Origin of the sequence: Gilliamella apis, from assembly GCF_030758615.1 — a bacterium.
In the GTDB taxonomy this organism is placed as follows: Bacteria; Pseudomonadota; Gammaproteobacteria; order Enterobacterales; family Orbaceae; genus Gilliamella; species Gilliamella apis_A.
Map to the genome: position 1 here is coordinate 885,878 of NZ_CP132381.1, position 13,597 is coordinate 899,474.

General features: G+C 35.2%; 12 protein-coding genes and 1 pseudogene. 9 read left to right on the plus strand and 4 right to left on the minus strand.

The window, feature by feature from the left end; translation table 11 throughout:
- Positions 1–24 precede the first annotated feature (24 nt).
- From tatA to gorA, 6 genes and pseudogenes are all read left to right on the plus strand, one after another.
- On the plus strand, positions 25–237 hold the full coding sequence (gene tatA / locus RAM17_RS04175) for a twin-arginine translocase TatA/TatE family subunit (RefSeq protein WP_086353849.1): 213 nt from the start codon (positions 25–27) through the stop codon (positions 235–237).
- A 3-nt stretch (positions 238–240) separates the two neighbouring features.
- A pseudogene (tatB, locus tag RAM17_RS04180) lies at positions 241–564 on the plus strand (Sec-independent protein translocase protein TatB); the annotation flags it as partial.
- A gap of 14 nt (positions 565–578) precedes the next feature.
- A complete protein-coding gene (gene tatC, locus RAM17_RS04185) occupies positions 579–1,334 on the plus strand; it encodes a twin-arginine translocase subunit TatC (RefSeq protein WP_110448405.1) in 756 nt (251 codons plus the stop codon).
- A 53-nt stretch (positions 1,335–1,387) separates the two neighbouring features.
- A complete protein-coding gene (hldE, locus tag RAM17_RS04190) occupies positions 1,388–2,815 on the plus strand; it encodes a bifunctional D-glycero-beta-D-manno-heptose-7-phosphate kinase/D-glycero-beta-D-manno-heptose 1-phosphate adenylyltransferase HldE (protein WP_110448404.1) in 1,428 nt (475 codons plus the stop codon).
- Positions 2,816–2,974: 159 nt separating this feature from the next.
- Positions 2,975–3,451 (plus strand): hypothetical protein, encoded by a 477-nt coding sequence (locus RAM17_RS04195; protein ID WP_110448403.1) that lies wholly within the window; start codon positions 2,975–2,977, stop codon positions 3,449–3,451.
- Positions 3,452–3,615: 164 nt separating this feature from the next.
- Complete coding sequence (gene gorA / locus RAM17_RS04200) at positions 3,616–4,968, plus strand: glutathione-disulfide reductase (protein ID WP_086362870.1); 1,353 nt, start codon at positions 3,616–3,618, stop codon at positions 4,966–4,968.
- A gap of 65 nt (positions 4,969–5,033) precedes the next feature.
- Here the strand turns inward: gorA and RAM17_RS04205 are convergent, their stop codons facing one another.
- Complete coding sequence (locus RAM17_RS04205; protein ID WP_110448402.1) at positions 5,034–6,383, minus strand: MFS transporter; 1,350 nt, start codon at positions 6,381–6,383, stop codon at positions 5,034–5,036.
- Positions 6,384–6,629: 246 nt separating this feature from the next.
- On the opposite strand from RAM17_RS04205, the gene RAM17_RS04210 reads away from it, so the two are divergent.
- From RAM17_RS04210 to mnmE, 3 genes are all read left to right on the plus strand, one after another.
- Entirely contained in the window at positions 6,630–7,193 is a 564-nt protein-coding gene (locus RAM17_RS04210) for a DNA-3-methyladenine glycosylase I (protein WP_110448401.1), read from the plus strand.
- Positions 7,194–7,212: 19 nt separating this feature from the next.
- On the plus strand, positions 7,213–7,812 hold the full coding sequence (locus RAM17_RS04215; RefSeq protein ID WP_181414693.1) for a YdcF family protein: 600 nt from the start codon (positions 7,213–7,215) through the stop codon (positions 7,810–7,812).
- Between the two features lie 94 nt (positions 7,813–7,906).
- Positions 7,907–9,268, plus strand: coding sequence for a tRNA uridine-5-carboxymethylaminomethyl(34) synthesis GTPase MnmE (mnmE, locus tag RAM17_RS04220; RefSeq protein WP_110448399.1), 1,362 nt, complete (start codon positions 7,907–7,909; stop codon positions 9,266–9,268).
- 189 nt (positions 9,269–9,457) lie between these two features.
- Here the strand turns inward: mnmE and RAM17_RS04225 are convergent, their stop codons facing one another.
- From RAM17_RS04225 to RAM17_RS04235, 3 genes are all read right to left on the minus strand, one after another.
- Complete coding sequence (locus RAM17_RS04225) at positions 9,458–10,882, minus strand: MFS transporter (RefSeq protein ID WP_110448398.1); 1,425 nt, start codon at positions 10,880–10,882, stop codon at positions 9,458–9,460.
- Positions 10,883–10,898: 16 nt separating this feature from the next.
- A complete protein-coding gene (locus RAM17_RS04230) occupies positions 10,899–12,071 on the minus strand; it encodes a M20 aminoacylase family protein (RefSeq protein WP_110448397.1) in 1,173 nt (390 codons plus the stop codon).
- Between the two features lie 413 nt (positions 12,072–12,484).
- Positions 12,485–13,057 (minus strand): RNA 2'-phosphotransferase, encoded by a 573-nt coding sequence (locus RAM17_RS04235; protein WP_110448396.1) that lies wholly within the window; start codon positions 13,055–13,057, stop codon positions 12,485–12,487.
- Positions 13,058–13,597 lie beyond the last annotated feature (540 nt).

A 13,597-nucleotide genomic window follows, 5' to 3' on the forward strand; every position in this document is an offset into this window, starting at 1 on the left:
AACGCTATTGGAGATAGTTATCATATGCCTAGTTTGCCCAAACTACTGATATTTGTTGCTGTTATCGTACTATTATTCGGAACAAAAAAATTGCGTTCATTGGGCTCTGATCTTGGGGCTTCAATTAAAGGTTTTAAAAAAGCCATGAATGACGATGATGACAAAAAAGAGACTGATGATTCACAAAAAGTTGAACATCTTGACTCCTCAGCTAATAACCACGCCGATAAAGAGTAACCTGTGTTCGATATTAGCTTTGGTCAGCTACTATTAGTATTAATTATTGGACTGGTTGTATTAGGACCGGAACGTTTACCTATTGCGATTAAAACTGTTGCCGGATGGATTAAAGTACTCCGTCGCATGTCAGCAACTGTCCAGTTAGAATTGAATAAAGAACTCAAACTGCAGGAATTACAAGATAGCTTAAAAAAAGCCGAACAAAGTGGTTTGAATTCTCTTACCCCAGAACTGCAAGCATCAATTGATGAATTAAAACGGGTAACCGAATCACTGCAAAATGAGATTAATTCAGTTAGTCAAATTGATACAACAATTCATTCAGATAAAGATAAATTATGACAGACGACGCAACCCAACCACTTATTGGACATCTGGTCGAACTTAGAACAAGACTTTTACGCTGTATCATTTGTATATTACTAGTATTAGCAGGTTTGCTTTATTTCTCAAATGATATCTATCATATTGTTGCTAATCCGCTTATCAGTCAATTACCTAAAGGTAGCAGTATGATTGCCACCGATATTGCAGCACCTTTTTTTACACCAATTAAACTGACGGCTGTTGTTGCAATATTTATTTCTATTCCTTATCTTTTATATCAAGTTTGGGGATTTATTGCTCCGGCTCTATATCAACATGAAAAACGGCTGATTATGCCATTAATTATTTCTAGTACGGTACTTTTTTATATCGGTATTGCGTTTGCATATTTTGCCGTGTTTCCTTTGGCATTTTATTTCTTTATTCATACAGCACCAGTTGATGTTGCGATAAATACTGATATTACAAAATATCTTGATTTTGTCATGACACTATTTATTGTATTTGGTTTTGCATTCGAAGTGCCTGTGGCGATTATTTTGCTTTGTTGGACTGGCGTTACTACTCCTAAAAATTTACGTAAAAAAAGACCTTATATTATTGTCGGTGTGTTTGCTGTAGCGATGTTTGTAACCCCACCGGATGTATTTTCTCAAATTTTATTAGCTGTACCTATCTGTTTATTATTTGAAATTGGGACATTTTTTGCCCGTTTCTATCAACCCAGAAAAAAAATCCAACCAGAAGATGAATCTGTTGGGAATTAATAATAAATTGATAAGTGATTTACTGAATAACAAGTAAAGGATATATAACCATAATGAAAACTTCACTTCCTGAGTTTAATCAAGCAAAAGTTCTGGTAGTTGGCGATATTATGTTAGATCGCTATTGGTATGGTGGTACTAACCGTATATCACCAGAAGCACCAGTGCCAATTGTTAAAGTTGATGCTCTAGAAGAACGCGCTGGTGGTGCAGCCAATGTCGCTATGAATATAACCTCTTTAGGGGGGAGCGCAAGATTAATTGGTTTTACCGGTATTGATGAACCAGCCAAAGTGCTTGATGAACAACTGACTAAACGTAATGTCCATTGTGATTTTGTATCAGTCTCAACTCATCCAACAATTACCAAATTAAGAGTTTTATCTAGAAATCAACAACTCATTAGAATTGATTTTGAAGAAGGTTTTAATAATGTTGATCATACACCTATTTTAGAACGTATTGAAACTGCACTTTCAACCTCTAAAGTATTAGTACTATCTGACTATGCCAAAGGTGCTTTAACCGCTGTACAAGCAATGGTTAAACAAGCTCAAAAAGCAAATGTCCCAATATTGGTTGATCCGAAAGGTACTGATTTTGAGCGTTACCGAGGGGTAACATTATTAACGCCAAATATGTCTGAATTTGAAGCAGTTGTTGGTGTTTGCAAAACAGAGCAAGAAATTATCGAAAAGGGCTATCAACTGATTAAACAATACGATTTCAAAGCACTGCTTGTCACTCGTAGTGAAAAAGGGATGACGTTATTACAGTTAGATAAGCCTGTTTATCATCTACCTACGCAAGCCAAAGAGGTATTTGATGTTACTGGTGCTGGTGATACGGTGATAGCGACCTTAGCTGCTTCATTAGCCGCAGGGCAATCTCTTGAGGAGAGCTGTTTTTTAGCAAATGCAGCAGCAGGTGTTGTGGTTGGCAAGTTAGGGACATCTACGGTATCTCAAGTTGAATTAAGTAACGCTATCCGAGCTCGTGCTGATGATGGTTTCGGTGTGATGACTGAAGACACATTAAAAGAAGAAATTCGCAAAGCGCGTCTCCGTGGTGAAAAAATTGTCATGACTAATGGTTGTTTCGATATTTTACATGCTGGGCATGTCTCTTATCTTGCCAATGCTCGTAAACTTGGCGATCGTTTGATTGTGGCGGTAAATAGCGATGCTTCGGTAAAACAGCTTAAAGGACCATCACGCCCAATCAATCCATTAATGCAAAGAATGATTGTTTTAGGTGCGCTTGATTCTGTTGATTGGGTTGTTCCTTTTGAGGAAGAGACACCGCAACGATTAATTGCTAGCATATTACCAGATGTACTAGTTAAAGGTGGCGATTATAAACCAGAAGATATCGCTGGTGGCAAAGAGGTTATTGAAGCTGGTGGTGAGGTTAAAGTACTGAATTTTGAAGATGGTTGTTCAACCACGAATATCATTGATAGGATTAAACAACAAGAATAATGTATTTCGGTAATTGGCTATTTAATTGGGTAGCCAATTACTCAAATATACAATAATTGGTGTTCAAATTTTTCATTATTTGATATTTAATTCACTCAAATAAATAGTTATTTGAGTTTTGAAAAATAAAATCTTAAATAATTAATAAGGAATAGGATAATGAAAACAAAAGTGACTTTATTGTTAATGGGCTTTCTGATTGTCGCTTGTCACCGAGTACCGCAACACAAATATCGTTATGAAGCAAATATCAATGATCCTCAACTTGTTTTCACTACAGAAACTGATTATCCAACCTATTTTTCGTTAAATATTTATGATGGTAAAAGTAACACATGTTCTAATTATCAGAGTCTTGGCTATGTTTTTCGCCATAAAATTGTACCATTTAATATTTATCCTAAATATGTTCCTTCGGTAGAAGTGAAAACTCCTAGTAATCAAATCGTTACTGTTATTGGCAAATCAAGAGATGATAAATTCGTCTGTACAACAAAATATCAGCAGTTCACTCCAGAATTGGGGAAAATATATAGTATTCTTTACAAACTTGAAAATAATAAATGTTATCTTGAGATTAGCGAAAAATTGAATTCTAAACCGGTTAATTCTCAGGCTTTAAATAGATGTTTTTAGTAAGTCAGAAACTATTAAAAAAATCATTAATATGATTATATTAATGAATAAGACCAATCAATAGTTAATAACTATCATTAAATTTCATATTTAATACTTTTTTTATTGTCCGCTTTGTGCAAAGCTATTAATCATTATTTGCTAATTTATTTAAAGGATTTTTTATGACTAAACATTATGACTATATTGCTATCGGTGGTGGTAGTGGTGGTATCGCCTCTATTAATCGTGCTGCATCATATGGTAAAAAATGTGCAATTATTGAAGCTAAGTTACTTGGTGGAACTTGCGTAAATGTTGGCTGTGTACCGAAAAAAATTATGTGGTATGGTGCACAAATTGCTGAAGCAATTAACCATTATGGCCCTGATTATGGTTTTGATACCACTATTAACCATTTTGATTGGGACAAACTTATTGCAAGTCGAACTGCTTATATTGAGCGTGTCCATCAATCTTATGATCGTGTTTTAAACAATAATAATGTCGATGTGATCCATGGTTATGGCAAATTTGTTGATGCAAAAACGATTGAAGTTAATGGCGAACATTATAGTGCCGATCATATACTTATTGCTGTAGGTGGAAAGCCAACGATTCCAAATATACCTGGAGCGCAATATGGTATCACTTCTGATGGATTTTTTGAGTTAAAAGCACTTCCTAAACGAGTAGCAGTAGTTGGAGCTGGTTATATAGCTTGTGAAATAGCCAGCGTGTTACATTCACTTGGCGCAGAAACACATCAATTTGTTCGCCAAGGTACACCTTTACGTGCTTTCGATCCACTTATTGTGGAAACATTAATGGAAGTAATAACTAATGAAGGTCAGCATTTGCACACTTTTGCAATCCCTTCTTCTGTTACTAAAAATGATGATGAATCATTGACGTTAACATTAGAAAATGGTGAGAGTTATACTGTTGATTGCTTAATATGGGCAATCGGTCGTGAACCAGCAACAAAAGAAATGAATTTATCTGCTGCAGGTATTAAAGTTGATAACAATGGATTTATTATTGTGGATGAGTTTCAAAATACTAGTGTTGCCGGCATTTATTCGGTAGGGGATGATACAGGCGCCGCAGCATTAACCCCTGTAGCGGTGGCTGCCGGTCGTCGATTATCGGAACGACTATTTAACAATAAACCAAATGAGCATCTAGATTATTCTAATATTCCAACAGTGGTGTTTACTCACCCACCGATTGGTACGGTTGGTTTAAGTGAACCGCAAGCTATATTGCAATATGGCCCAGAAAACGTCAAAGTTTATAAATCTACTTTTACTGCTATGTATACCGCGGTCACATCGCATCGACAACCTTGCCGAATGAAATTAGTCTGTGTTGGTGAGCAAGAAAAAATTGTTGGTATTCATGGCATTGGTTATGGTATGGACGAAATATTACAAGGGTTTGCTGTAGCATTGAAAATGGGAGCAACCAAAAAAGACTTTGATAATACTATTGCAATTCATCCAACAGCAGCGGAAGAATTTGTTACAATGCGTTAATATTTATCATTTATCTTACTTTTTACCGAAAACAGGGCGATTGCCCTGTTTTTTATTAATAGTCTTTAATGATCTGATTTATTTTGCCAGCCATTTTGGGCTAATGAAGTAAAGCCAACTACAACAGCTAGTAAAGCGACAGCTGAAATATAAATACCTGCGCCAAGATAACTAAATTCGCCTAATAAGTGATCTGGGCTTAACAAATAAATAGTTAACGTTGGGGTAATTGCACTAAATAGTGCGTAGGCCAAATTATAAGAGAACGATAATCCAGAATAACGAATTGCCGGTGGAAACGTTCTAGTGCCGATAATTGGTGTCATGGCTATCGAGCCAATAAACAAACCAAATACAGCCCAAATAGAATAAAGTTTAGTTAATGATATATCTGCAGTTAAAGAACTATAAAAATAGATACTGACTACTGCTAAACCACCCCATGTGATGATAACGGTTTTTGCTGTACCTAATTTATCATCTAACCAACCAGCAATAACACAACCAATAGATAAGGTTAAAGCAGCAATACAACCACCGATACGCCAATCAAGATTTGCAAAATGGTACATACCACCAACAATGCGTCCAGGAGTAATTAAAATACCGACCATAATAGCGGTGGATAAAGACCAAGTTAATAATGCGACAATCAAACATGCCGTTTTGTGTTTTTTTAATACGGTAACCACAGGTATACTTTTTTCTAAAGCTTTACGTGCAGCTAACTCTTTAAAAATTGGCGTTTCAGATAAAAATTTGCGTAAATATACTGAAATAACCCCAAAAATACCGCCAATAATAAAAGGAATACGCCATGCATAATCCAAAATATTTTGGTTAGTAAAATAGAGATCAATAATAATTGTGACGAAAAAGCCAAGTAAGATACCACCAGTAATGCCTGAGGTTAAAGTACCGACACCTAAACCATAACGTTGTTTTGGGGTATGTTCTGCGATAAATACCCATGCGCCAGGCATTTCACCACCGATAGCCGCGCCTTGTAGCATCCGCATCAATAACAATAATAATGGTGCTACAATACCAATTGTTTCATAAGTAGGCAAAATACCAATGATAAAAGTAGGTAAAGCCATCATCGCCACACTTAAGGTAAACATTCTTTTACGACCAACTTTATCACCAAAGTGCGCCATAATAATGCCACCAACAGGGCGAACCAAGTAGCCGGCTGCAAAAATTCCCCAAGCAAATAAATCTAACGTTAACGGCGATAATGTATGGGGTAAAAATAACGGTTTGACAATGGTATCAATGTAGAGTGCATAGATAACAAAATCATAAAATTCTAATGTTCCTCCTAAAGAGGATAATATCAATGTTTTTAAATCTTTGCTGTTCAATGGACGTGCCACTGGTTGCCATTCAGCATTAATCTCGGACTGACTCATGAAAAAACCTTATTGTTATAGTTAAACTGATATAGTCAATTAAAAAAATAATTATATATTGACTAAATCTTAATAGTGAATGGTCATTCTGCCATAAAAAATAGATATTTTTTTAATCATAAAAAAATTTAATCAACAGTAATTATCTGCTGGTTAGATTTATAATCTAAATTTATGGATGATTTAAATAAACACTCAATTTATTTATCAAGTATAATAATCTCAAAATATTAAGTTAGAATAACTATGAAAAATAACCAACCAAAACGTTGTAGTTGGGTTAGCAATGACCCGTTATATATTGATTACCACGATAATGAATGGGGGCATCCACAATATGATAGTTTAAAACTATTTGAAAAAATCTGTCTTGAAGGTCAACAAGCAGGGTTATCGTGGATTACAGTTCTAAAAAAACGAGATGAATATCGTCGATGCTTTTTCAACTTTGAACCGCAAAAGATTATCCAATTAACGACGACTGATATAGAATCATTACTTGAAAATAAAGGCTTAATTCGTAATCGTCTAAAACTTAATAGCATTGTAAAAAATGCTCATGCCTACTTAGCAATGCAAAACAATAATGAGGATTTTTCTCAATTTATTTGGTCCTTTGTTAATGGTAAACCTATAATTAACCACTTTAATGACATAAGTGAAGTTCCAGTTAGCACCGAAATATCAGATAGAATGTCAAAAGCATTAAAAAAGAGAGGATTTTCTTTTGTTGGATCAACGATCTGTTATGCATTTATGCAATCGATGGGATTAGTTGATGACCATTTTGAAACTTGTTTTAAAAAATGAGAGGTATTAGATGATAATCATGAAATTAATTAGATGGTTACTGATATTAATACTATTTTATTTTATTATTTGTAATATTATTATTTTTATTTTTGCTTACCAAAAACCAGCAGCGAATGCTGATACTCTGGTGGTATTAGGTTCACAAGTCGTGGGCACTCCAGCGCAAGCTCCTTTAACGTTACAAATTCGCTTGAATACTGCGATCAATTATTTACAAGCTAATCCCAATACAAAAGTGATTGTATGTGGGGGGCAGGGTAGTGATGAATCGGCGACTGAAGCGAGCGTGATGGCTGATTATTTAATCCAAAAAGGTATTGAACCTTCAAGGGTCTATTTAGAAGATAGATCAAGGCGAACAGCACAACAATTTGTGTATGCTAATCAAGTTTTGCCATTAGGAAAGACCGTTGTGGTAACTAATGATTTCCATATTTTACGTTCAATCATGTTAGCTAAACGATCCAATATTGGTGATATTTCAGGTTTGTCAGCACCATTAAGTTATAGTAATTTTGATAAATATATTGCCATGATAAGAGAACCATTAGCTTTACTTAACTCATGGTTATTTGATCATCCCTTAGATTATGTTGAAACTAAACTTGATAATTAATTGGTCTTATTGCTTCAGACTATTTCACTTTACAGATTTTTAATGGTTGTCGTGGTATGATTAACCATTGCTATTTAAATTAAAATTGATAAATATGAATACAGATACAATTGTTGCACAAGCGACACCGCCAGGTCGTGGTGGTGTCGGAATATTGCGTGTTTCCGGCCCTAAAGTGCAAGATGTTGCTAAAGCCGTTTTAGGTATTTTGCCTAAGCCTCGCTATGCCCATTATTTACCTTTTTTAGCTTCGGATGGTACAACCTTAGATGAAGGGATTGCTTTATTTTTTCCCAATCCACACTCATTTACGGGTGAAGATGTGCTTGAACTACAAGGGCATGGTGGTCCAGTTATTTTAGATTTACTATTAAAACGTATTTTAGATATTCCTGGTGTGCGGATTGCAAGGCCGGGTGAATTTTCAGAGCGAGCTTTCTTAAATGATAAATTGGATCTAGCACAAGCCGAAGCTATCGCAGACTTAATAGATGCCAGCTCAGAGCAAGCAGCAAAATCAGCCTTATCATCTTTACAAGGGGTATTTTCTAAAAAAATTAATACACTGGTTGAATCATTAATTCACCTACGTATTTTTACTGAAGCTGCTATTGATTTTCCAGAGGAAGAGATAGACTTTTTATCTGATGGGAAAATAGCCGCAGAACTTGAGCAAGTCATACAACGATTAAATGAAGTCCGTCAAGAAGCTAAACAAGGTTCATTATTGCGTGAAGGCATGAAAGTCGTCATAGCGGGTAGGCCTAATGCCGGTAAATCAAGTTTACTTAATGCATTAGCTGGACGGGATGCAGCTATCGTAACGGATATAGCTGGAACAACGCGCGATGTTTTACGTGAACATATCCATATTGATGGAATGCCTTTACATATAATCGATACTGCCGGCTTACGTGAAGCTAGTGATGAGGTTGAACGTATTGGTATTGAGCGAGCATGGCAAGAAATTGATCAAGCCGATAGAGTGTTATTTATGGTCGACAGTACAACAACTAATGAGACAAATCCTGAAAAACTCTGGCCAGAATTTATTGAACGTTTACCGAAAAACATGCCAGTCACAGTTATTCGCAACAAAGCTGATTTAACTGGTGAACCATTAGGTTATAGTGAACAAAATGGCTATTGTCTTATTCAATTATCAGCAAGAACAGGTGAAGGTATTACATTATTACGTGATCATCTCAAACAGGTTATGGGTTTTACTAGTAGTACTGAAGGTGGTTTTCTGGCCCGTCGTCGACATCTACAGGCACTTGAGAAAGCAGCAGAGCATTTGAACAATGGTCAATACCAACTTACCACATTCCATGCTGGCGAACTATTGGCAGAAGAACTAAGATTAGCTCAAGAAGCGCTAAGTGAAATTACTGGTGAATTTACGTCTGATGATTTATTAGGACGAATATTCAGTTCATTCTGTATTGGCAAATAAGTTTTATCTACAGATAACTAAATATTTTAAACAGATCTTTCAATTTCAAAACCTATATAATTTTTTAAGTTATATGGGTTTATTTTTCAGTGTTTGTAAAAATTGTTTTATAAAAGTTTTAATTAAAAAACAGGGATAGATGCGAAAAGATTTATCCCTAATTAAAAATGATAAAAAAGTTATGCTAACTTATTTATTCTTGCCGGCATTATTGGGCACTAAAATTAAAATTGAAATAAAACATAACAGACAAAAGCTAACATTAATCCACAGTCCAATTGCCGCCGCTGTGGCGACACTTTGACCGCTGGCAATAACTGCAGCATAGGTTGAGGCTGAAATAGCGACACCAAATGCACCCCCTAATGAGCTTGCCATTTTATATATTCCTGATGCAACACCAACTTTATCTTCCGGAGCACTGGCTATTGCGGTATCAATTGATGGTGTAGCGTAAAAACCTAAGCCAAGACCCAATAAAATATAGCCGGCTAACACCGAAATAATATAAAACATGTCGGGTAAGAAAGTCAGCGTCATCAAGGCAATACCTGAACCGGTAATTAACGGCCCGAGTAACATTGGTTTTTTCGCCCCGACTTTTTGTAAGATCTTTTCACCAACTCGAATCATACATAAAACCGAAACTAAATAACCTATGGTCAATAATCCATTTTCGAAAGGGGTAAAGCCTCTTCCTTGTTGGGTATAAGTACTGGCAACAATTAAAGTACCGGCCACAGAATTAAGTAGAAAGTTAGATAAGGTAGCTCCACGATAAGGGACGTTCTTAAACAGTGAAAAATCTATAAATGCGCCATTAGCTTTACGATTTTCTATAGCAAAAAATAAAATCAGAAAAACCAAACATATCGTAGCGAGTGATAATGTCATTACACTAGTCCAACCAAAAGTAGATCCTTTGGTGATGACAAGGTTTAACGTAACTAAAGTGATCACAAAAACGAATAGCCCAACATAATCAAATTTGGGCAAACTTGATGGATCGTCAATTTTAGTTTCTGGTGTCCCTTTCAATAACAGCATACCTAACACAGCACAGATGATTGAGATAATAAAAATCCATTGCCAACCTAAATAAGTGGCTATTGCTCCACCGGCAAGTACACAAGTTCCTGAACCACCCCAAGAGCCAATTGACCAAAAACTCAATGCTCGTTGACGATCTTTACCTTCATAATAGGTTTTCACTAATGCCAACGTCGATGGCATAATACAAGCAGCAGATAAGCCTTGAATAATCCGACCAATGGTAAAAAGTACTTCACCTCGGGCTAAGATCAAACAAAGACAACCAATAATACTTAAAATAAAACCTAAATAGGTAAAACGAACTCGGCCAAAGCGATCAGCGAGTCCGCCAGCAACGACAATAAAACAACCAGAAAACAGCGCGGTTAAACTGACGGCTAAATTGAACGATGCAGGAGTGATACCAATACTATGTTGAACCGCCGGCCCAACATTGACTATAGACTGAGCAAAAAGCCAAAAAGTGATCACCCCTAATACAATACCTAAAGTTAATCGGTTGTAACTTTTAAACTGCTTTGCTGGAGAATTTTTTGAATTTGACATATTTATTTTTGACATAGCTGCACATTAATCCTTATATGTTTAAATAGTTTTCAGTTAATGCCACCCAATATGATGCAGCGGTAACAATACATTTATCATTAAAATCATAACCAGGATTGTGCACACTACAAAAACCGGGTTCATCGCCATTACCTATAATCATATAGCAGCCATTAGGATTACTTTCTAACATAAAAGCAAAATCTTCACTGCCCATAAAAGGATGACAATTATCATGCACGCGATCTTCACCGACTAATTTTTGTGCGACTTCTAATGCAAATTTGGTTGCATCTGCACCATTATTCAATACCGGACTACCATTCACATGCTCAATTTGTACTGAGGCGCCAAAACTCTCTGCTTGTGCAGTTGCAACTTCGCTAATCCGTTTAAGTAATAAAGCACGAGTATCGTTATCCAGTGCTCTAACCGTTAACTTCATTAGTGCATCGCTATTAACAACATTCGGCGCTTCACCTGATTGAATACAACCAATCGTGATAACGGCTTGCTCAAATGGTGACACATTACGAGAAACAATGCTTTGTAAGGCTGTGCCGATATAACAAGCGACAAGCGTTGCATCAATCCCTCTTTCTGGCATTGCACCATGGGCACCTTTACCTTTAATATGAATATGGATCGTATCGGATGAGGCCATAAGAGCGCCGGCTTTGAAATAAAAATGACCTTCTTTAAAACCTGGCATGTTGTGGATACCGAAAATAACATCACAAGGAAATTGTTTAAATAAACCGTCGTCAACCATTACTTTACCACCATATAACAACTCTTCTGCTGGTTGAAAAATAACATGCAAAGTGCCATCAAAGTGACGGGTTTCGGCAAGATATTTGGCTGCACAAAGCAAAATAGTGGTATGACCATCATGGCCACAACCATGGAATTTGCCATGGGTTTGACTGCTCCATGGTTTTCCCGATGCTTCAATAATAGGTAGCGCATCCATGTCTGCTCTAATACCAATTTTTTTATTACTAGTGCCATTTTTTAAAACACCAACTACACCGGTTTTTGCTAAACCACGATGTACTTCATAGCCCCACTCAGCTAATTTACTTGCCACTAAATCGCTAGTTTTATGTTCTTCAAAACCTAATTCAGGATGTTGATGAATTTGATGGCGAATATCAATAAACTCTTGCTCTGTTTTTCTAATCGTTTCCATAATATGCTGCATTTTAGGCTCCTAATTAACCTGAATATCGTTATGAAAAAAATAAAAAGAAGGGAACTACACATCTAAACTATGATTAACACTATGATTAAATTTAAAACCTGCAAACAACTTAATCAGTAAAACAGCTTAGATGAATAAATATACAATAACCGCTATTCTTGTGAATGTCGATAATTTCTATACGGTAATATTTGAAAACTGTTGTGTTGAACTAGCATTGAGATATGATTTGATCGAAAAAATGAACAAAGAATACGTTAAACTAATCGTATTATTATCGATTTTGAAAAGTAGTTTTAACTAACAGCGATGTTTTCATTAATTTAGTTAATTAATCTGAATGTCAGTAATGCTCAAATTAACTTTTTCACACCATAAACTAAAAATTATTTTTTCAATGATGCAGATTTAATTTAAATAACTTCTAAAAATTGGCTTGGTACATTCTCCGTTAACCAAACGCCATTATCGGCTAAATAAAACTTGATACCTTGTTGATACATAGTTAAAGCACTAACTCTTAATACAACTGGTTTTCCATGACGTTTACCAACGGCTACAGCTGTTTTATTATCAATTGAAAGATGAACATAATGACGTTCTCCTGCAATCAAACCTTGTTGAATGATTGAATCTAGAAAACGGGTTGCTGTACCATGATATAAATATTCAGGTGGGATTTTTTCTACATGTACTATATTTACTTGATTAGTCGAATGTCCTTGAGCTGCTCGTATTTTCAAGCCATCTTCGGACAGAGTAAAGCGTTTTTTATCACTAGTTATCACGACTTGGCTAATTAAATCTTGCGACAGTTGTTGACGATGTTTATTCCCTTGCCGAATTAAAACATCTATTCCAACCCAACCATTACTATCTAATGTGATACCAATAGATTCTGGTTTATGCCTTAAAACATAGCTTAAAAACTTACTAGTGTTCTCTAAATCTTTACTCGTGCGCTTAATATTTGACTTCTTGCTCATGTGCTAAATATTTTTACTATCAAATCATAAGTTAGATGCTATCTTTTATTAAAAGGAATACAAGGTATATTTATAAAAAATGTTAAATAGTAATAAAGAAATGGTCTCTGTAGATTCCATAATTGAATATGAATCTAATTTTAGTTTTGTTGCTTTTGATTAGCTTAATAATGCTACATAATACATTGCAGATAATTTTGACAAGATGGTTTTTTAAGTATTCTTACTTATAATAAATTCCGGATATTTCTTTAACGGTTAAATTGGCATAGTATATTTAATAGAATGTAAACTTATTTTCATAAAATTGAAGTTAAGCGTAATGGTTTATTAAATAATAATTACTATTATTTAATTCCAAAAAGGCAAAACAGATTATTTTAAATGATAAAGATCCTAGCTTTATCATCAATATATCTTCGTCATTTTACTGTTACTCATCTAACCACGCTGTACTAAATATAAACATAAATTTGTCATAACTAATTGATTAATCGAATAAATATATTTAAAGATTTAAGCAAAATCCCCCAAAACATT

Excerpts from the sequence above, each read along its gene's own strand:
- tatA (WP_086353849.1), top strand. The coding sequence starts at position 25 with ATGCCTAGTTTGCCCAAACTACTGATATTTGTTGCTGTTATCGTACTA.
- tatC (WP_110448405.1), top strand. The coding sequence starts at position 579 with ATGACAGACGACGCAACCCAACCACTTATTGGACATCTGGTCGAACTT.
- hldE (WP_110448404.1), top strand. The coding sequence starts at position 1,388 with ATGAAAACTTCACTTCCTGAGTTTAATCAAGCAAAAGTTCTGGTAGTT.
- RAM17_RS04195 (WP_110448403.1), top strand. The coding sequence starts at position 2,975 with ATGAAAACAAAAGTGACTTTATTGTTAATGGGCTTTCTGATTGTCGCT.
- gorA (WP_086362870.1), top strand. The coding sequence starts at position 3,616 with ATGACTAAACATTATGACTATATTGCTATCGGTGGTGGTAGTGGTGGT.
- RAM17_RS04205 (WP_110448402.1), bottom strand. The coding sequence starts at position 6,383 with ATGAGTCAGTCCGAGATTAATGCTGAATGGCAACCAGTGGCACGTCCA.
- RAM17_RS04210 (WP_110448401.1), top strand. The coding sequence starts at position 6,630 with ATGAAAAATAACCAACCAAAACGTTGTAGTTGGGTTAGCAATGACCCG.
- RAM17_RS04215 (WP_181414693.1), top strand. The coding sequence starts at position 7,213 with ATGAAATTAATTAGATGGTTACTGATATTAATACTATTTTATTTTATT.
- mnmE (WP_110448399.1), top strand. The coding sequence starts at position 7,907 with ATGAATACAGATACAATTGTTGCACAAGCGACACCGCCAGGTCGTGGT.
- RAM17_RS04225 (WP_110448398.1), bottom strand. The coding sequence starts at position 10,882 with ATGTCAAAAATAAATATGTCAAATTCAAAAAATTCTCCAGCAAAGCAG.
- RAM17_RS04230 (WP_110448397.1), bottom strand. The coding sequence starts at position 12,071 with ATGCAGCATATTATGGAAACGATTAGAAAAACAGAGCAAGAGTTTATT.
- RAM17_RS04235 (WP_110448396.1), bottom strand. The coding sequence starts at position 13,057 with ATGAGCAAGAAGTCAAATATTAAGCGCACGAGTAAAGATTTAGAGAAC.